This is a genomic window from Alkalinema sp. FACHB-956 (genome assembly GCF_014697025.1).
GTDB lineage: Bacteria > Cyanobacteriota > Cyanobacteriia > Leptolyngbyales > Leptolyngbyaceae > Alkalinema.
Map to the genome: position 1 here is coordinate 89,856 of NZ_JACJRC010000013.1, position 19,065 is coordinate 108,920.

13 protein-coding genes are annotated in these 19,065 nt (G+C 49.9%); 7 read left to right on the top strand and 6 right to left on the bottom strand.

What is annotated here, in order from left to right; genetic code table 11:
* Positions 1–57: 57 nt before the first annotated feature.
* From H6G21_RS14885 to H6G21_RS14900, 4 genes are all read right to left on the bottom strand, one after another.
* Positions 58–1,086: a response regulator gene (locus H6G21_RS14885; protein WP_190574215.1), complete on the bottom strand. Its 1,029-nt coding sequence runs from the start codon at positions 1,084–1,086 to the stop codon at positions 58–60.
* Positions 1,087–3,043: 1,957 nt separating this feature from the next.
* Positions 3,044–4,504: a phosphoglucomutase/phosphomannomutase family protein gene (locus tag H6G21_RS14890; protein ID WP_190574216.1), complete on the bottom strand. Its 1,461-nt coding sequence runs from the start codon at positions 4,502–4,504 to the stop codon at positions 3,044–3,046.
* 117 nt (positions 4,505–4,621) lie between these two features.
* On the bottom strand, positions 4,622–6,394 hold the full coding sequence (gene pyk / locus H6G21_RS14895) for a pyruvate kinase (RefSeq protein WP_190574217.1): 1,773 nt from the start codon (positions 6,392–6,394) through the stop codon (positions 4,622–4,624).
* A 251-nt stretch (positions 6,395–6,645) separates the two neighbouring features.
* Complete coding sequence (locus H6G21_RS14900) at positions 6,646–7,560, bottom strand: COP23 domain-containing protein (RefSeq protein ID WP_242041839.1); 915 nt, start codon at positions 7,558–7,560, stop codon at positions 6,646–6,648.
* 615 nt (positions 7,561–8,175) lie between these two features.
* Here H6G21_RS14900 and crtR point away from each other — a divergent pair.
* The 4 genes from crtR to H6G21_RS14920 all read left to right on the top strand — a co-directional run bounded on the left by crtR (position 8,176) and on the right by H6G21_RS14920 (position 12,460).
* On the top strand, positions 8,176–9,174 hold the full coding sequence (gene crtR / locus H6G21_RS14905) for a beta-carotene hydroxylase (RefSeq protein WP_190574218.1): 999 nt from the start codon (positions 8,176–8,178) through the stop codon (positions 9,172–9,174).
* Positions 9,175–9,349: 175 nt separating this feature from the next.
* On the top strand, positions 9,350–10,288 hold the full coding sequence (locus tag H6G21_RS14910; protein WP_190574219.1) for a CoB--CoM heterodisulfide reductase iron-sulfur subunit B family protein: 939 nt from the start codon (positions 9,350–9,352) through the stop codon (positions 10,286–10,288).
* 304 nt (positions 10,289–10,592) lie between these two features.
* Entirely contained in the window at positions 10,593–10,838 is a 246-nt protein-coding gene (psaC, locus tag H6G21_RS14915) for a photosystem I iron-sulfur center protein PsaC (protein ID WP_009458117.1), read from the top strand.
* Positions 10,839–11,602: 764 nt separating this feature from the next.
* Positions 11,603–12,460, top strand: coding sequence for a WecB/TagA/CpsF family glycosyltransferase (locus tag H6G21_RS14920; RefSeq protein ID WP_190574220.1), 858 nt, complete (start codon positions 11,603–11,605; stop codon positions 12,458–12,460).
* A 383-nt stretch (positions 12,461–12,843) separates the two neighbouring features.
* Here the strand turns inward: H6G21_RS14920 and H6G21_RS14925 are convergent, their stop codons facing one another.
* Positions 12,844–14,016, bottom strand: a complete 1,173-nt coding sequence (locus tag H6G21_RS14925; RefSeq protein WP_190574221.1) for a glycosyltransferase — start codon at positions 14,014–14,016, stop codon at positions 12,844–12,846.
* 134 nt (positions 14,017–14,150) lie between these two features.
* Here H6G21_RS14925 and H6G21_RS14930 point away from each other — a divergent pair, with 134 nt between their 5' ends.
* Complete coding sequence (locus H6G21_RS14930) at positions 14,151–14,852, top strand: hypothetical protein (RefSeq protein WP_199307233.1); 702 nt, start codon at positions 14,151–14,153, stop codon at positions 14,850–14,852.
* 13 nt (positions 14,853–14,865) lie between these two features.
* On the opposite strand, the gene H6G21_RS14935 is transcribed toward H6G21_RS14930, so the two are convergent.
* The gene (locus H6G21_RS14935; protein WP_190574222.1) at positions 14,866–17,514 is read right to left on the bottom strand and encodes a DNA topoisomerase (ATP-hydrolyzing); all 2,649 of its coding nucleotides are present in this window, start codon (positions 17,512–17,514) and stop codon (positions 14,866–14,868) included.
* Between the two features lie 337 nt (positions 17,515–17,851).
* Between H6G21_RS14935 and H6G21_RS14940 the strand changes: the two genes are divergently transcribed.
* Together H6G21_RS14940 and H6G21_RS14945 are read left to right on the top strand one after the other, a co-directional pair.
* Positions 17,852–18,250 carry a response regulator gene (locus tag H6G21_RS14940; RefSeq protein ID WP_190574223.1) on the top strand — a complete coding sequence of 133 codons (399 nt, stop codon included), beginning with the start codon at positions 17,852–17,854 and terminating at the stop codon, positions 18,248–18,250.
* A 110-nt stretch (positions 18,251–18,360) separates the two neighbouring features.
* The gene (locus H6G21_RS14945) at positions 18,361–19,065 is read left to right on the top strand and encodes a DUF4340 domain-containing protein (protein ID WP_190574224.1); all 705 of its coding nucleotides are present in this window, start codon (positions 18,361–18,363) and stop codon (positions 19,063–19,065) included.

Here is a 19,065-nt window from a genome sequence, read left to right on the forward strand (position 1 = left end):
ATCCTGTGCACCCTTAAGTTGGCAATGACGTTTGCGTCCTCTCGGGTCTGACACCTGCTAGGTCAAATGCTTGAAGACGGTTTTCAATAAATCGGCTTGATTGAAAGGCTTAGTCAGGTAGCCGGATGCACCCACTAACTTTGCCTTCGCCCGATCAATGAAGCCAGTATGCCCGGTCACCATAATGATAGGAATTGTTTTACTAGTCGGATGTCGCCGAAGTAACGAACACAATTCATAACCATCGAGGTTGGGCATTCCAACATCTAACAAAATTAAATCAGGTTTGCTGCGCACCACCTGCATCAGTGCTTTAACGGGATCATTGATCATGATCACCGAAAAATTTTGATCATCGAGAAAACAATTAATGGCCTGAAGTACTGTGGGGCTATCGTCAATACAGACGATCGTGTAGTGGTCTTTGGCGAGTGGTTGTTCTGCGTTCTGGGGCGGCTCAGCCACCGAACGAGTAGCGGAAAGAGGGGGATCAAGACTGAGCTGAGGCAGGCGTAGGGCAGTCGGGGTCGCAGAAGCGTTGGAAACCTGAGAGTAGCGCTGGCGAATCTGGGATTGGCAATGTTCTACCAGCGTCTTAAGTTCTAGTTGACCAAAGCTGGGGGCTTGGGCAAGCACGTCACTATCGATCGGGAGAAAACGACCGGCCTTAATTTCTAGGAACCCTTCTAGGACTTCCTTCGCTAAATTCTCGATGAGCACGATCGCATCCGCTGGCAGGAGATAACCTTGGTCAACGAGCCAGCAAATCGCCCGATAATCTGGTTCAACATTCGCCTGGTTCCGAACGCTATGTTCAAAGCGAGACCGAGCTTCTTCTCGAATTGCAGCCGTCAAACTAGGAAGCTGCATCGCCAACTGTTCTAGATGGCGCTCTAACCGGCCAAAGGGATCCACTAGATTCGTGGCATAGGTTAATTGCCCACGATCGAGGTAGATTGACCAAACAGTGGCTTCACTCGTCACTTGCAGACGTCCCGTCGTTTGGCGACTACTCAACTGAGCCAACAGATTTAAAGGATGTAGCCGTTCAAATGAGCGATAGCTAACGGAAGACAGTGTATTCATGCCGCGTTCTCTCATTCCTCATAATTTGGTCAACAAAAATCACCGAATAGCAGTGATATAGATGCCAAAATCCCACCAGTAAATTACTAGAGTTGATACTCAAAAATCATAAAAATTACGAATTAAACATCGCTGTTACCCCAACAAAAGCCACAAACGTATCATCTTTATCATCAAACTACGTAGTATTTGACAAAAGACTGTAGGAATTGCTGGGAACAACTGGCAAAGTTATAGATCGTTCATTTTTAAGATTAGCCAATGTCAATGATCAACCGCTGTTCATGAATAATCACTCGATGACGATTTTAGGAACATTTGACTAATTCACATATTGCACGATCGACGAATTGATACTAGAGATCAGTTCCATGCCACTGAATTGAACAACCTAATTAGACTTATGTATTAGACTGCTCAACTGTTGTGCAAATCCTGTGGAGTTTTTAAGTCGAAGGACTGAAAAACACACTTGAGAATATCTACAGGATGCATTTTCTCTAGTACTCACTATCGCTCCAACTGACTTAAATCAATACTTACAACGGTGATGGCACAGGATTAGAACAAGGCTATGAAGTTTTTTCAATCTCCATAGAAAATCTGTCCTCACAGTGACCTCACAGTATGCAGTTTGATTTGGCACCAAAATCTTGATCGATGGGTTATCCAATTCAACTGAACTGAAAATATTCAATTCGGCGCATGGGATATCTGCAATATCCCTTTTCAAAAGGACGATTAACTGAAATAGACTGAATAAGATAACACCATTTTGTATCCTAGAAGACAACAGGTTCCATCATGGTGAAAAAGACACAACATACATAGGATTGCTTTGGGATAGCTAATCTTGAAAGTTGTTTGACTCAAAAACTTCTGACGCAAAAACTTTCAACTCAACCAACAACTCAACCCATCATGACTCGCCATCCTGCAAATGTCTAAACACCAAAGTATCCAAACACCAAAGCATCCAAATACCAAAGCATCCAAACACGAATGACCGAATCTTGAAGACCCAAATTGAATGACCGAACCTTAGTCCCCCCAGCCCATCCAGCAATGAAAGTGTTTTATCAGCATCATGCTTTTTACTGAATTTCAGTAAAGCTCCTATTGTCACTGCTAGCTTAATAGTTTAAGTGGGAAAAAAGCAAGATCTCACCTTAGGAAGATGCTTCATAAAAAAAAGACAATCTTTTTTAGACTTTCAGGGGAGGAATAAACCAGCCCAGCGGGATCAACTCTTTCTAAAAGCCTATATACCTTGATAGAGCAGTCTCAATCTCGTGATTGGGAAAGAATTGATAGAAAATTCCCCCGAAGAATTTTATTTACTGGGACTTCAACATTCATCGGGTTTGTAAGCAAAGAGCGATATAAATTAATTTTTCTTAATATTTTTTCAATTTGCGTTTTGCTTGACATTCCCACGTTGTAGGCTCAAATACTTTGCATGTTCACCTTTACAGGAACCCTATTCCCCTTCCAAAATCTTGAAACAATAGCGTTTGTTAGCCAGTCGTGTTTGTCAGCCAGTCGTGTTTGTCGATCGCGTTTGCTGGCCAATAGCATTTGCTAGTAGTATCTGCCCAAAAACGATTTCCGTAGAAGAACACCTTTCTAAAATTAACCTGTGCTAACTAACCTGTGCTAACTAATATTATTAATTATTAACTAATATAGGCATTGCTAACTAACACTATCAACTCACACTGCTAATTAAAAGAGGCGCTGCTAATTGTAAGGATAATTTTCCCAACTTAGCAACGCCCTATTGTGTATTTAACTGTCTTTAATGAATTGAGGCATCAATGGAGTGAGGCATCAGTTCTCACTTGCATTTCCAGATCATGGGACATCGGTTTACCGATTCATTGGGTTACCGATTCATTGGCTTACCGATTGATTGAGTTAACCCTATGCCAAGATACGCCTCAATACCTCAATACATCTAGGCCGCACTGGCCCAGTCCTTAGCCCAGTTCAATGTCTTGTGCACTTCGTCCAACGTAGCAGCCTCGCAGTACAAGCGCAGCACCGGCTCAGTGCCACTAAATCGAATTAATAGCCAACTATGATCTGCAAGCCGAAACTTGTAACCATCATCGGTTTGGCAGCTTGCAACTGCTTTGCCAGCGATCGTTTGTAAGGGAGAATTTTGCAACTGTGCTAGTAGGCGATCGCGCACATCCAAACTCGCTAAGGGTAAGTCAATGCGATCGTAGGCTGCATCAAATCCTGTTTTCTCCTGTAATTGACGATACAGGTCACTCAAATCACACCCGGTTTGTACCACCGTTTCCAGGACATACAAAGCTGAGAGCAGCGCATCCCGTTCAGGAATATGGTGTCCGTAGCCAATTCCGCCGGATTCTTCGCCCCCTAGCAGTGCTTGGGCTTCCAACATACGATCGGCAATGTATTTATACCCGATCGGCGTTTCAAACACCGGCAGGTTAAATAAGGCCGCCGCTCTGGGAATCAAGTCAGACCCGCTCACGGTTTTAACGACTTCCCCCGTTTTACCCTTACGGGTAGCCATATGTTCAATCAGGATAGGAATCAGCACCTGGGAGCTAAGAAATTTTCCCGCGCCATCCACCGCAGCAATGCGATCGCAGTCTCCGTCAAAGACCAAGCCCACTTTAACGCCATTGGGAACCACATCGTCCCTTAATCGCTGCATCAAGGTCGTCAAATATTTCGGTAACGGTTCCGGCGCACCGCCCTCAAACAGCGGATCCCGATCGGAGTTGAGTTCCTCCACGTCAATCCCCAAAATCTGACTGACTCCCGTGGACGAAGCCCCATGCATCGCATCGACTAAGACCTTCAATTTGCCCTGCTGAATGGCCGATCGAATGGCCTCAATATCCACTAATTGTCGGAGTCCCTCACAGTAGCCCGTCCAAGGGTTAAAAGATTGGAGGGTACCCGGTGTACTGGCGGGAGCGGGCTGGGAGCCTGCATTTAAGAGTGCTTCAATTTTCTGGGTCACTTCCGGCGGCACCGATCCCCCAAAGGCACTTTTCACCTTCAGGCCAGAATAGCTACCGGGGTTGTGACTCGCGGTAATCACGATCGCCCCTAGGGCATTCATCTGCTTAGCAGCCCAGCTAAAGGCCGGGGTAGGGGCATAACATTCGGATAGCAAAACATCAAAGCCAATGGCTTGAACGGTATTTGCCACCGTTTCTGCAAATTGTTCTGACAGGAAGCGGCGATCGTACCCCACCACGACAGTATTACTACCCGTGGTTGGCCCGTAGACTTCCTTGAGGATTTGCGCTGCTAGAGGGGCCACCCGCGCCACCCGCTCAAACGTAAAGTCGGCGGCAATGACCCCGCGCCAACCGTCCGTTCCAAACTTAATGGGGTGGATCGTTGGGACATTTAAGCCAGTTTGAGCCATAGGTCAGGAACCTCACAAATATACTTTTTTCAGATAATTCATGCACCTGAACTAGTGTATCCGTGAGGTCTGGGCTTCGGCTAGGGCTTGATAAACTCTTGACGGAGAGTTCTAGGCTTATTCTTCGCTCCCCTTGGCCGTATGGCCCAAGCCAGAATAAACCACGCCCTGTTGCATATCTAGGGTGACGATTTCCCCGTCCCGAATAACAGACGTGGCATCTTTGACCCCGACAATCACGGGAACACCCAGCCGCAGACCGATCGTAGCCGCATGGCCCGTCACATTGCCGTCTTCAATCACAACACCGCCTGCCCGCCGGATGGCATCCACGTAATTGGCAGACGTGCTAGAAGCAACCAGAATATCCCCGGCTTCAAAATGGGTGAGGGCTTTCTCGTTGTACATGATGCGGGCGCGTCCACTGACGGACTTTTCCCCGATCGCCACACCCTTGCCCCGCACTGCCGTCACCACTTCCACCTTAATTAAGTCTGTGGATCCGGCTACACCCTTCAGTGTTCCGGCGGTGAGCACGACGAGATCCCCCGCCGCCAACATACTGCGTTCTTGAGCTAAGTTAATCGCAGCTTCAAAGGTTTCGGAGGTCGTATCTAGTTCCAGCATCAGCAAGGGTTTGACCCCCCAAACTAACTGCAACTGCCGCGCCACATCCATGTGGGGGGTAATAGCCAAAATGGGGGTTCTCGGGCGGAACTTGGAGACGTTCCGGGCCGTTGCTCCTGTTTTGGTCAAGGTCATGATAGCGGCGGCATTGAGTTGTTCTGCAATGCGTCCCACCGCCTTACTGATGGCATTAGTAATGGACTTGCCAGCATCTTCCTTGATCCGGTTGGCCTTTTCCCGTTCGGTGCGGATAGCAATTTGCGCCATGGTGGCCACGGCTTCCACGGGATACTTCCCAACGGCGGTTTCGTTGGACAGCATGACGGCATCGGTGCCATCCAAAATTGCGTTGGCGATATCCGAAACCTCTGCTCGGGTAGGCCGGGGATTGTTCACCATGCTGTCCAGCATTTGGGTGGCGGTGATGATGGGAATCCCTAGGCGATTAGCGGTGGCAATCAGGCGTTTTTGCAGAATTGGCACATCTTCGGCGGGTAGTTCTACCCCCAGGTCTCCCCGCGCCACCATCACGCCATCGGACAGCGACAGAATTTCTTCCATCTGCTCGATCGCTTCGTGCTTCTCAATCTTGACAACCACGGGGGTACTTTTTCCTGCGTTGGAGATCATTTCCTTGATCTCCTTCACATCTTCGGGGTTACGGACAAAGCTGAGGGCGACCCAGTCCACACCGTTGTCTAACCCGAACAGTAAATCCTTGCGATCCTTATCCGTCAGCGCCTTAATGGACAGGTATACGCCGGGGAAGTTGACCCCTTTGCTGTTGGACAGGACACCGCCGACCACAACCCGGCAGTGCAATTCCCCTGCGGTCTTATCAATCCGTTCCACCGTCATTTCGACTTTGCCATCATCCAATAGAATGGTGGCCCCTTCTGGCACTTCCTCGGCCAAGGGTTCATAGGTGATGGAACTCATGGCTTGAGTGCCGGGGATTTGTTTGCTCGTCAAGATGAAGGGATCCCCTTTTTTGAGGGTGATGGATCCGTCTTCAAATTTACCCAGGCGAATCTTGGGGCCTTGTAAATCCTGCAAAATCCCCACGGGATAGTTAAGTTCGTTGGAAACTTGGCGAATCACACGAATGCTGCGCAGATGGTCATCGTGGGTACCGTGGGAGAAGTTCAGCCGAAAGGTGGTCGCTCCGGCTTTGATCAACTCCCGTAGAACCTCCGGGCTGCTGGTAGCGGGGCCGATCGTCGCGACAATTTTGGTTCTACGGCGAGAAGGTTGGAACGTCATGAACAAATACTCAACGACTGAACAGGTTCGATCGAATTTAGTGAAAGCATATGGGATAGTACCACGGAAGGGGAAACCAAAGAAAAAACCCTGCCCCAATCTGGGACAGGGAACTCACCAACCTAGCTGCAAACCTGCGGCTACAGGAAGCTAAGAAGCTAAAAAATTGAGGCGCAAAGTTGAGGCGCAAAGTTGAGACTAAAAAATTGTTATGACGCCTCTAGAGACAACTTTCATGGATCCAATCACAATTAACGGAAAATTCTAGGATTCAGTTTGAGCCCAGAACGGGGTTTTTTCGGCGCAGAGGTCGAGGGTTTCGCCGCTGGGGTCGGCAGATTGACGCCATTGCTGAGCTTGGCTCCGGTACCGCCATCGGCTTTATCCAAGAAAGGTCGCAGGTTGATGCCAGCATTCTTGGACGCTGGGGTAGCGTTGCCCGTGGCAGTCTCCGCAGTTTTACCCACACCGGGAATCCCCAATAGATCTCCCAGTTGGTTCAGGATATCGCCGCCATTCTTTTTGGATCCGTAGGTTAACACCCCTTGGGTCATTTCACCACTATCTGCGATCGCCAGATTTTGGAAAACGCGATCGCGGGTCGCGATCGGATCCTGGCCATTGGGAACCGTCAGAACAATTCGGCAGGCCGGTACTTTCTCAGTGGTGACGCAGATGGTGTTATAGCCGTTTTCCACTGCCGTCATCATTTCCGTCAGGCCATCGGGGCGGTAGGACTCCAAGCGTCGCGCAATCTCAGCACAGCGGCGATCGCTGCTCCAGCCACCCCCCATCTGGCTCGGAACAGCCCAAGGAAACATTTTCGTAGGCTGACTTTCCGGCATGTAGACAACCGTTTGTTGGCCATTGAGGGTCTGGCAGGCAAACCGGACACCCGTGAGGGGAATATTGGTGCTGGGCGTTGTGGCTGTGGGGGTAGTTGATGAGGGCGTGCTGCTGCTGGGGGTGGAAACCGTTTCCGTGGGCACAGTGACATCGCCCGTAGAGCGCAGGCTAGACCGAGGAGTCGTTTGCGCCTGCGCCATGCCACTGGTGAAGAGAAGCGTTGCGATCGCGGCACTGCTACCCCGTAGGAGTAACTGACCGAGGGCCAATTGACTGAGTCCTAACTGACTGAACCGGAAACCAGAGAGAAGTCGTGCCATGGGAGTCAATCCTTAATCCAGAAAGGTGTGAGTTGCGAAGACAGTTTTGAACAGGTTTCAACAAACGATGGAAACTCAAGAGCACCAAGTGAGAGAAGTAATTGAGAGAAGTGATTGAGAGAAATCATCGAGACAAGTACTGTTCGATCTCAAGGCTTAGGAGTCAATGCTTGGGGGCATGAACTGGAGAAATTGGGTAACGTGTCTAACCCGTCTAACTACTGGCCTAAGACCCGAATCTTCCAGCAAAAGTTCCCAGCCACCCGTTCTCAGCCACCCGTTCTCAGCCATCCGTTCTCATGGACGCCCATTGATGCTGTATCTATATAGCTGTGTCGATGACAAGTATTTGATGTGTTCTAGTATTCCCTGGGTCTAGTAATCTCCTGACACCCACCGCTCTACACCAAGCAACCCAGGCCATTCCACCCATGGCCATAGCTTGGAGGACGCAACAGAGCTTGCCCAAGCAACTGGGATAACGCCCAATCTGATAACGACAAACGTAGCAAACACAAGCGCTTTGATGAGAAAAACTTACTAGTCTTTACTTAACTTCATGACATTCCGTATCGTGTATACTACCCGAGGGTGTGAGAAAGGAGAGAAAGCCTGATGGCGGCGGCAAAGCAGCCCCTAGCAGTTCCCCGCGAGCTAGTTGGTGCTCCCGGGCCGGGACAGTTCAATCCCAACTTATTTATGTTCATCGCTGCGGTGGCGATCGCCGCATTTTCAACATGGGGACATTTTGAACTCCATTGGGCTAGCTGGATAACGTTTTGCCTCAACTTTTTAGCGTTGCATTTGGTGGGAACGGTTATCCATGATGCCTGCCATGGGGTTGCCCACCGGAGCAAGGTCGTTAATGCGATCCTAGGCCATGGCAGTGCGTTCCTATTGTGGTTTTCGTTTCCAGTGTTCACGCGGGTGCACATGCAGCACCATGCCAATGTGAATGACCCCGATAATGACCCCGATCATATCGTCTCCACCATGGGGCCTTTGTGGTTGATCAATGCCCGGTTCATGTACCACGAGGTTTACTTCTTTCAGCGGAAACTCTGGAAAAAGTTTGAGCTTTACGAGTGGATCCTGGCGCGATCGAGTGCGGTTCTCCTCCTTTGGCTGGCCTACCACTTTGGGTTTATCCACTACATTTTCAATTTCTGGTTTACCCCGTTGGCCTTGGTGGGTCTAGAACTCGGATTATTTTTTGATTATTTGCCCCACCGTCCCTTTAAGGAGCGCGATCGCTGGCTCAATGCTCGGGTCTACCCCGGTCGCATCCTGAATTACCTCATTGGTGGGCAAAACTACCATCTCGTCCACCACCTCTGGCCAGCAGTACCTTGGTACAACTACGAAAAGGTTTACTTTGCCATGAAGCCTTTGTTGGATGAAAAAGGCTGTCATCAAACCCTTGGCATCTTCACAGAGGATCCACTGCATTTCATCTATGATGTGTTCATTGGGATTCGTCGCCATCGTCGCCCTGCTGAGGCGGCTGTCGTGTCCCCCGTAGAACCACTGCTAGATGTGATGACTGATCCGGTTGAGCCCGAATCCGCTGAACCCGAATCCTTAATGGCATCAGAACCTGCTCAATCGCTCTAGTCCTCAATCCCTCTTGGCAAAGGATTGAGCTAGGTCAGATAGCAAATCCAACTTTTGATTAAGGCTTTCTCTTGGGGAGGAAGCCTTTTTTGATTTGGAACTTTTTGGGAGAGGGTTCCATTTCTAGGCAGACTGGAAAAGATGGTTTAGTCAGTTTTTCTTATCTGTGCGAGTTATGGCTGTTGTTACTTCCAACGTGGCTACTTCAAATCCTCCCCCACTGAAATATGCCTATTTTCCCGGCTGTGTGGCCCAGGGAGCCTGTCGGGAACTCTACCAGTCCACAGCGCTATTGACCCAGGCATTGGGGATTGAGTTACTAGAGCTGAAAAAAGCTTCCTGTTGTGGCTCTGGCACCTTCAAAGAAGATTCCCAGTTGCTGGAGGATACCGTCAATGCGCGTAACATTGCCCTCGCGGAGGAATTAGGACTGCCTTTGCTGACCCATTGCAGTACCTGCCAGGGGGTGATTGGGCATGTGGATGATCGTCTCAAGCAAGCCCAGCAGTCAAACCCAGCTTATTTTGAGCAAGTCAATGGATTTCTCAAGAAAGAAGGGTGTTCTCCTTACCAAGGCACCAGCGCCGTCCGGCATTTACTCTGGGTCATGGTGGCGGACTATGGCGTTGAAGCTATCAAACAGCGAGTGAAACGCCAGCTGTCAGGGCTGAAATGTGCCGCGTTTTATGGCTGCTATCTTCTGCGGGGACAGGACAACCCCTACGATGATCCAGTCAATCCAAAATCCATGGAAACCCTGTTTACAGCAGTTGGTGCGGATCCAATTTACTACTCAGGTCGAACGCAATGCTGTGGTTGGCCCATTTCTAGCTACGCCACGGAACAATCATTTCAAATGGCAGGCGGGCACTTACAGGCCGCGATCGCGTCGGGTGCTGATTGCATTGTTACGCCCTGCCCACTCTGTCACATGCAGTTAGACTCCCGCCAACCAGAAATTGAAAAGGTCACGGGACAGTCACTCAAACTGCCGATTTTGCACCTTCCCCAGTTGATTGCCTTGGCCTTGGGGATTGCACCGCAGGATCTGGGCCTCGATCGGCATGTTGTCTCTACCCAACCAGTTTTGGATAAACTTGCGCGGCTTTCATAACACGGCTCTAATACAGCCCTAACAAGTTGCTGTAACAAGTTGCTGTAACAAGTTGCTGTAACAAGCGGCTGTAACAACCTGTCTCCAACGCTCCAGCAGCCCAGTCCCCCAATGCTTTCGGCAACTCAACAGTGCGGGGTCGTTCAGTTCAGTTATTACGTTCTGCAAAGTTTTGCAACCACTTCGCAGGCACAGGAAACGCCCTGGAGTACACTAGGCAATGATTCTGAGGTTTGGTAGATTTTTCTACGAAATCGACGGACTGCAGATATTGCAAACGCACTAATCTGGAGCCTTTCATAACATGTCTCATACAGTCAAAATCTACGACACCTGCATCGGATGCACCCAGTGCGTTCGGGCATGCCCTACCGACGTTCTAGAGATGGTTCCCTGGGATGGTTGTCGGGCAGGCCAAATTGCCTCGTCTCCTCGGACGGAAGATTGTGTCGGCTGCAAACGTTGCGAAACGGCTTGCCCTACCGACTTCCTCAGCATTCGGGTTTACCTCGGTGCAGAGACGACCCGCAGCATGGGTCTAGCGTACTAAGAACATCTTATACGCAATTACTTTTCATTCATGTGGGTTCAACAGTGGGGCAAATCTTTGCCCCTTTTTTATTGCTTACTTGCGTAGGGCTTGTCTTCTTGAAGACCCTGACCTTGAAGATCCTGACAATGATTAGTTTTTCGTATTGATTCAAGCAAGTTGATAGAGGAAAGCCTAGTTTTTGGATCCTTACAGCTGGCTTAACCTCAGCATTAAGTGCGATCGCAAGTGTCGGTTCTTCCGTACATTTACTAGATCTGATTCAGGGTAGATGCTTTTAGGTCTAGCTTGGGTTCTAGCTTTATCGTGAGTTCATATTGCTGGAAGACTGATTCCTAGGTATCTGTGCCGAAAGTAACACCCCTCTAGCCAGCATAAATTCATGGATAACCGGAGTTACGGCGACCAAGAGTTTATTCAAGCTTTACAGACGACTCAGTGGGAGTACGCTACGATAACCACTATCAGGTGTTTTCAACGTCTAAAGATTCTAAAACTGCTCCGTTAGATTTGGTAGGTTGCATATTTCCCCAGATCTGAGAGCTAAGAGTTTTTACGATCTGCTGCCGTAGATTTTCAAGGCTGGTTTTCATTCTGGAATAAATTATCCAAGTTTTTCGGGATTAAACCTGGAAATACTGAAGCTATCAGTCTTGCGGCAGGTAATGAGTAAAGTTTACTGGTCTGATGTTGTGATCTTGAACTAACGGATCAACACATAGGCAGGGAATGGTTTTAGGGCTGTGAAGGATGGGGTTATATAAATGCTAAATAATTCGATCGAAACTCAAAACGTAATTGGTTTACCTGTCACGGCCCTGCCGTTTGAAGCCCAAATTAATTGGATTATGAAATGGGGACGCGCCCATCTCAGCAAAGTAGTGTGTGTCGCAAATGTGCACATGCTGACCGAAGCTTCGTGGGATGCCCGACTGTCCTCAGTCTTGCAAACGGCTGATTTAGTCACCCCCGATGGCATGCCCTTGGTGTGGATGTTGCGCCTCCTGACGGGTCGGTCACAAGATCGCGTTGCAGGGTTAGATATCATGCTGTCCGTCTGTCAGCAGGCTGAACGGGAGGGGTTACCTGTTTTCTTTGCTGGCTCAGATCAGCTGATTTTGGCAAAGATGCGTCGCAACCTCCAACGGGACTTTCCCAATCTCATCATTGCCGGGATGGAACCCCTGCCCTTTGGTTCGATTCCGCTGCCCCCAGAACAAGAGGCACCTGTCCTGAAAAAGATTCAAGAGAGTCGCGCAGGGATTGTCTTTGTTTCTCTAGGCTGTCCTAAGCAGGAACTCTGGATGGCGCAGCATCGCGAGGACATTCAAGGCGTTATGGTCGGTATCGGCGGTGTATTTCCCGTCTATGCAGGCTTACACAAACGTGCACCTAGGGTCATTCGGGAAATTGGTCTAGAGTGGCTCTATCGGCTTTTGCAGGAACCTCGCCGTCTTTGGAAACGCTACTATCGTACAATTCCGCCATTTCTTTGGATGGCTGCGAAGCAACTTTGGCAGACGGCTCGTCATCCAGGCCATTCCGTCGAGCTGGTGGAAGGCTCGGCCTTTGTGGAATCTAAATCGACTTTGGAACAACTCACATCGAGTCATCATAAATAGTTTAGATCGCACACATATAGCAAATATAAACATATAACAAATATATGGTTACGAAAAATAGTTGTGATTGGATTCATAATTCATAGAAACAGGTATCGCTGAATCAACCTAATTATTTATTCTGAGAGTTTTGACAACACCATCTCTGCTGTCAACGAAGTATACTAGAAAGACTATCCTTAAACTATTGTTGCAACGGTCTTGGCAAACCGTTCCGACAAAGAACGCAGAGCAACACTCTAATAAATTGATTACTTACATGCTCGTTAACGTTCAGGCAAAGCATGGCAGGCCATAATAAGCACGGCTACCATGCCTATTATGGCTACAGCATAAGTTATTACTACAGCGCAAGCTAATGCGATAAGTTCAAGCAAACTATTCTAGCGTTGCGCTTGTCGATAGATAGTCATCAGCTGTTCATAGTTAGCTTCCGGCGTATAGAGCGCTTTGTATTGCTGTTGAGCGTGGGTTCCGAGAACCTGTAATTCCTTAGCATGACTGTTAGCCCACTGTAATTTTTGGGCGAGACTCTCCACATCTCGGGGAATAAAGTGAAGTCCTGTTTCACTATCCCTAACAATTTCAGCCATACTGCCAAAGCTAGGAACAATCACTGGCAAACCGCAGGCAAAGGCTTCGGAGATCGTTAGTGGAAACCCTTCATACCAAATCGACGGAAAGACTAATACCTGAGCCTGTCGCATCAGCTTAAGAACCGTATCTTTGTCTCGGCGGCCCAGCAGTTGAATACGATCGTCCAGTCGGTCTTGCTGGATTTGAGATTGCAGGTGATCGCGCAGGGGGCCATCTCCCACAATCTTTAAGGGGAGATCGAGACCATATCGTTGATAAGCTTCAAGCAGAAGCGCAACCCCTTTTTCCTCTGACAATCGACCGACAAATAGAGCATAGGACTGCCGATCAACGGGTAAACTGGGTGGGACAAATACAAAATTCGGCTTGACATGAATTCGATCACCGGGTAAGCCACCTTGTATCAGTTTTTGCCGTTGGAATTGGGTGAGGGCAATGTAACCATTCACCCGATCGTGCCAAGTGTTGCGCCATTGATGCCAACTCAGCATCGCTGCGACGATCGCTGTTTGAGCCTTGGAGTCACGGTAGCAACCGTACTGCACTCCCGGCGCTGCAAAGGATCGACCTACACAAGCTTCACAGATTTCGTTCTCACGAAACAGCATTGCCTTCGGACAAATCAACCGATAGTTGTGCAAAGTTTGAATCACAGGAATACCGCGATCGTGACAAGCATCGTAGATCGAAGGAGATAGTAGCGGAAAAAAATTATGAACATGGACGATGTCGGGTTGAAATTGCGCCAATCGATCGCAGAGAAGACGTTTGGCAGTCCAGGAATAAATTGCCTGTGGAGCCGCCAGAACTTTGCTCCAGGAATTGCGCAGATCATCGTTACTGACTTCGAGAAGCTCAACAGAGTGACCATATTGCCTCAAGAGTGCCTGCTCTGATTGAACAACACCTTCCTCTCCTCCAACAATTTGGTAGCGATTGTGCAACTGTAGAATTCGCATAGCTTAGTTAGGAGGCGTTTCAAGGGGCACGAAAGTCTCATCAACAGCTCTAAGCTAACATACCCCTTTCAAATTACTGTTGCCAAGCGATAATAAGTTTGTCAAGTTTATTTAAACTCTGGATAGGAGCTGGAATGACCGATCGCCCCTTTGCCGAAATTCTGCACCAAGCCGAAATTCTGCACCAAGTTGCAACACCAGCGAGTTCGGGCAATCGGCCTGCCACCCAAGCCGTAGTTGAGGCCCTTTTACAGGCCGAAAAGGAGACCCAGCAGACGCGAATGCTATACCCCATCACCGATTTGGTTGGAAAATGGCGGTTGTGTTTTGCAACCGGAACCAAGCGAGTCCGGCGACGGGCAGGCATCGTCTTAGGGCCAGGATTTTATCTGCCTCAATGGGTTCCGGCTTATCTGGAATTTGCTCCTGTTTCTCAAGCACTCCAGTCTGGAACAGCCCCGGAACCTACTCCAGAGTTAATTTCCCCTGCGTTAATTTCCCCTGCAAATGCCAATTTGGGCCAGAATTTAACGATCGCGAATCAACTGCAAGTGGGACTCGTTACCTTACGCTTAACCGGCCCCGCCCGCTATCTCGGCAAGAAAAATTTGCTGGCCTTTGATTTTCTCCATTTGCAAGTTCAGGTGCTGGGCAAAACGCTGTATGACGGAAAATTTCCGGCTCCCCAACGGGCCAAACCCTTTGAGCAACTGCCGATCGGCCAGTTACCCTTTTTTGCCTTTTTTACCGTCACCGATCGCTACATTGCCGCACGGGGCCGGGGGGGTGGCCTAGCCCTGTGGGTGCGATCGGGTGAACCAGCGGAAAACGCCTAGGCTGTGTCCAAACTTAGAACTCATCCTCCCCTTCGCCATAAGGCACGATGGGCAGAATCAAATCCGTCACCTTTTCACCCTTGGCGATTTTGAAGGGTTTTTCGCCTTTATCCATGCGCGTACCCAACAGCACCGCTTCCACCGGCAGCTTGGCCACGCAAGTATCACTCATGAGCGCCAGGGTGTGAGTACCAGGAAAGGCGACGGTCATCCCCATCAGGACGTCGGATTTATTCGTGAATTGGAAGACATTCTGACCCAGTTCCCCAGGGGCACAGAGCTTGAGGGCTCCAACGGTCATCCGTTTCGCATAGCCCTGCTCCGACACCATAAGAAAATCGTCTTCATAGCCTGCGATCGCCCAACCCACAAAGCGCTCTAGCTTCAACAGCTTAGTGACTTGGGTCCCTACCGAAGTACGGTTGGCGATCGGGAAGGTTTCTTCATTCACCTCAATCCGCACCACTCGCCCCAAACTGGTACAGACCACCACCTGATCGCCTTCTTCAACAAATCCCGCCAAGAGAACGGAGTCATCGTCCTTGAGCTTGGTGGCAATCAGTCCACGATTGGTCATGTCTTGGAATTCCGTTAAGGCAATGCGTTTCATTTTGCCTTGAGCCGTCAACAGCAGCAGAGCTTGGCTGTCCAAATCCTCTGGCAAAAAGAAGGTGCTGACGATCGCGCGGGTATCGGCTCCGACCCCGGCATTGGCTGGTAACAACGTCACCAACGGCACACCCTTGGTACGAGCTGCCGCTTGGGGAATGTCCCGCACGCTCAGCGGAAAGGCTTTGCCGCTCCGGGTCAAGACCACTAACGTTTCGGCAGTGGTTGTGAATTCCGTCTGAATGACCACGTCATCCAATTCTTCTAAAACGGGCTTATCAAGATCCTCCGTTTTTCGTTGTTGCCGTTGATAGGTTTTGGGACTGACACGACGGATATAGCCCTTTTGCGTGAGCTCGATCACGGTCTCTTGATCGTCTTCTACGGCGAATAATTCGACTTCTTCGATCGCTGGTTTAGGCGAAGCTTTGCGACCTTTTTCGGCCTTGGGTGCACTGACGGCAGCTTCAGTGGCGTCCGCATTTTTTGGGAGTGCACTGGCGCGTTTGGCCAATGGTTTGGAGGATTCCAGGGGCGCAGTGGGGGAAGCCCCCAGGTCTAGAATGCGAGTTTTCCGGGCATCCCCAAATTGCTTTTTCAAATGGCGCAATTCTTTTTTCAGCGCTTTCAGTAATTCCCGCCGATCGCTCAACAGTTTTTTCAAGTCGGCAATCTTCGTGGTTAACTCCTCAAACTCCGTTTGCAAATTCTGGTGTTCCAACCCAGTTAAACGACGCAGGGGCATCCCTAAAATCGCATCGGCTTGGCGATCGCTAAAGTCAAACTGATTTTGCAATTCCACCTTGGCACTGGTTCCATCGGGGGCGTTACGCAGGATGTCAATCACATCATCTAGATTGGCCAACGCTTCCAACCAACCCTCCACGAGGTGAATTCGGTTTTCGTGCTGGGTCAGTTCATGGCCATAGCGCCGGGTCAGGGTTTCTTCCCGGAAGGTGAGAAATTCCTGGAGCAATTCCCGCAGGGTCATCTGGCGGGGTTGGGCCTGGGAGAGGGCCAACATGATCGTTCCGAAATTACTTTGCAGCGCCGTTTGCTTGTACAGTGCCTGCAAAATATGATTGGGGTTCGTATCGCGCTTCAGTTCAATGACGACCCGAATGCCTTCCCGATCGCTCTCGTCGCGAATATCGGAAATTCCCTCTAGCTTGCCGCCATTCACCAATTCCGCAATTTTTTCGATCAGCGAAGCTTTATTGACCTGGTAGGGCAGTTCCGTAATGACGATCGCCGATCGGCGGTGTTTCCCTTTGCCGACATGGATCTCCTCAATATCCGTCACCCCCCGGATGGGAATGCTCCCCCGTCCGGTTAAGTAGGCCTCCCGAATCCCTTCGGTGCCAACAATTTCGCCCCCCGTGGGAAAATCGGGGCCAGGAATAATTTCCAGGAGCTTTTCGTCCGCCAGATTGGGATTATCAATCAGCGCAATCAAGCCATCCACCACCTCGCCCAGGTTGTGGGGCGGAATATTCGTTGCCATCCCCACGGCAATCCCTGAGGATCCATTCAGCAGCAAGAAGGGCAATTGTGCCGGGAGAACCGTGGGCTCCTGCTGGGAGTTATCGAAGTTGCCGATAAATTCCACGGTGGAATCACCAATTTCCGTCAGCATGGACTCATTGCTGATCGGAGACAAGCGGGTTTCGGTGTACCGCATCGCAGCGGGCGGATCGTTGTCCACAGACCCGAAGTTGCCATGGCCTGCCAGTAGGGGATAGCGGCTGGAAAAGTCCTGCACCATCCGCACCAGGGCGTCATAGACCGCCTGATCCCCATGGGGGTGGTATTTACCCAGTACATCCCCCACCACACGGGCGCATTTCCGGAAGGGGCGATCGGGCGTCAACCCCAGTTCATGCATCGCGTAGAGAATCCGACGGTGCACAGGTTTTAGGCCATCGCGCACGTCGGGCAGGGCACGCCCCACAATCACGCTCATGGCGTATTCCAAGTAGGACTGCTGCATTTCCGTATGCAGCGCGGTGGAGATCACCTGTCCTGTTTGGAGAATATCTAACTGCTTAGCCATGGACGGGGGTTCCTGTGAAATTTCGCGAAAGGTGGAGAAGATGAATAGGAGTGCTCGTACCCACTCTTAACATAGTTTGGGAAAGGTAGGATTTGAGAAGAGAGATTTTTAGACCGTCTCAGTAAAAACCCGATTGTGGATTTTGCTGAATTGAATCATAGATGGAAAAGTTTGAATGAATTTTTATCCAGTAAGCTGTATGGCAGTTTGATTAGATGAGAGTCTAGGGTTTGACTTGATCCTTTGGCAAGCCTGCTGGGAGTAGAGGCTGCTGATAGGACGATGGACAAACTGTAGATGCTAATCGAATCGGGGGCCCAGGATCTAGGTGATAGGGATGAGAACTGTTTTATTAGTGGAAGATGACCCGATTAATGCACGGGTTTTTTCAAAAATCCTCACCAAACGGGGAGGATTGGCGGTCAAGCACACCGAAAATGTGGAAGAAGTTTTACAAATCACGCAAGCCAAGCAAGCAGACATTGTTCTGATGGATGTTTCGTTGTCCCGCAGCATGTATCAGGGCAAATCCGTCGATGGGATCCGGCTGACCCAAATGCTGAAGGATAATCCTGACACGGCTCACCTCCCTGTCATTCTAGTCACGGCCCACGCCATGGATGGCGATCGGGAAACCTTTCTAGCAAAAAGTGGGGCAGATGGCTACATTTCTAAGCCAGTGATTGACCACGAGGCCTTTGTGAATCAGATTTTGGCATTGCTGCCGGAGAATTAGCGATCGGGCTCGCGATCGAGGCGCAAATCTGTGCATAATTTCATCATTGCTTAAAACAGTATCGTACATTTGTACTACTATAAGTCCAATTTGGCAAGAAGTTTGGCAAGATGAAATTTCAGCGATCGCCTTTAATTCTACTGCTGGTTGCAACACTTCTAGGAATCGGCGTGTATGTGGTGGAAGGTCGTAAATCAACGCCCCCAGCCACGGAGACGGCGGGCAGTCAGCCAATTTTTAATTTTCAGGAAGCGGATATTCGTGCATTCACGCTGAAAACCTGGGTCAATACGCTCGTGTTTGAAAAGCAGGGGAACCAATGGCAAATGCTTGCGCCGGAAAAAACACCTGCCAGTGAGGCCGCGATCGCCTTTTTGACCAATTTACTCGCCACCGGCCAATCGGAACGATCGCTACCCACTGCTGCCGATCGGCGGGCGGAATTTGGGTTAGAGCCCCCCCTCGCAACGGTGGAAGTAAAGTTAGCCGATCAAAAAGTGCATACCTTGATCCTGGGCAAGCCCAACTTTAATCGCACGGCTTTGTATGCGATCGTCGATCCACCGGCTGATCCCAAGGCAGAACTCACGGTGCTGCTCGTCCCGACGACGTTTGAGAGTGCGGTCACCCGGCCCCTCGCAGAATGGAAAGCCTCAGCACCCAAGGCCAGTCCATCCCCCTCTGTGTCCCCTAGTTCCAGGCCATCGGCCTCTGCCTCCCCCAGTCCCGTTAGTTCCACTCCTGCATCTCCTGCCCCTGCGGAATCCACTTCACCTGCACCGACTCCTGCTACACCCCTCCCATCCCCCCAATAA

Excerpts from the sequence above, each read along its gene's own strand:
- H6G21_RS14900 (WP_242041839.1), bottom strand. The coding sequence starts at position 7,560 with ATGGCACGACTTCTCTCTGGTTTCCGGTTCAGTCAGTTAGGACTCAGT.
- H6G21_RS14930 (WP_199307233.1), top strand. The coding sequence starts at position 14,151 with ATGACCGATCGCCCCTTTGCCGAAATTCTGCACCAAGCCGAAATTCTG.
- pyk (WP_190574217.1), bottom strand. The coding sequence starts at position 6,394 with ATGACGTTCCAACCTTCTCGCCGTAGAACCAAAATTGTCGCGACGATC.
- H6G21_RS14945 (WP_190574224.1), top strand. The coding sequence starts at position 18,361 with ATGAAATTTCAGCGATCGCCTTTAATTCTACTGCTGGTTGCAACACTT.
- H6G21_RS14890 (WP_190574216.1), bottom strand. The coding sequence starts at position 4,504 with ATGGCTCAAACTGGCTTAAATGTCCCAACGATCCACCCCATTAAGTTT.
- H6G21_RS14885 (WP_190574215.1), bottom strand. The coding sequence starts at position 1,086 with ATGAATACACTGTCTTCCGTTAGCTATCGCTCATTTGAACGGCTACAT.
- H6G21_RS14910 (WP_190574219.1), top strand. The coding sequence starts at position 9,350 with ATGGCTGTTGTTACTTCCAACGTGGCTACTTCAAATCCTCCCCCACTG.
- H6G21_RS14925 (WP_190574221.1), bottom strand. The coding sequence starts at position 14,016 with ATGCGAATTCTACAGTTGCACAATCGCTACCAAATTGTTGGAGGAGAG.
- psaC (WP_009458117.1), top strand. The coding sequence starts at position 10,593 with ATGTCTCATACAGTCAAAATCTACGACACCTGCATCGGATGCACCCAG.
- crtR (WP_190574218.1), top strand. The coding sequence starts at position 8,176 with ATGGCGGCGGCAAAGCAGCCCCTAGCAGTTCCCCGCGAGCTAGTTGGT.
- H6G21_RS14920 (WP_190574220.1), top strand. The coding sequence starts at position 11,603 with ATGCTAAATAATTCGATCGAAACTCAAAACGTAATTGGTTTACCTGTC.
- H6G21_RS14935 (WP_190574222.1), bottom strand. The coding sequence starts at position 17,514 with ATGGCTAAGCAGTTAGATATTCTCCAAACAGGACAGGTGATCTCCACC.
- H6G21_RS14940 (WP_190574223.1), top strand. The coding sequence starts at position 17,852 with ATGAGAACTGTTTTATTAGTGGAAGATGACCCGATTAATGCACGGGTT.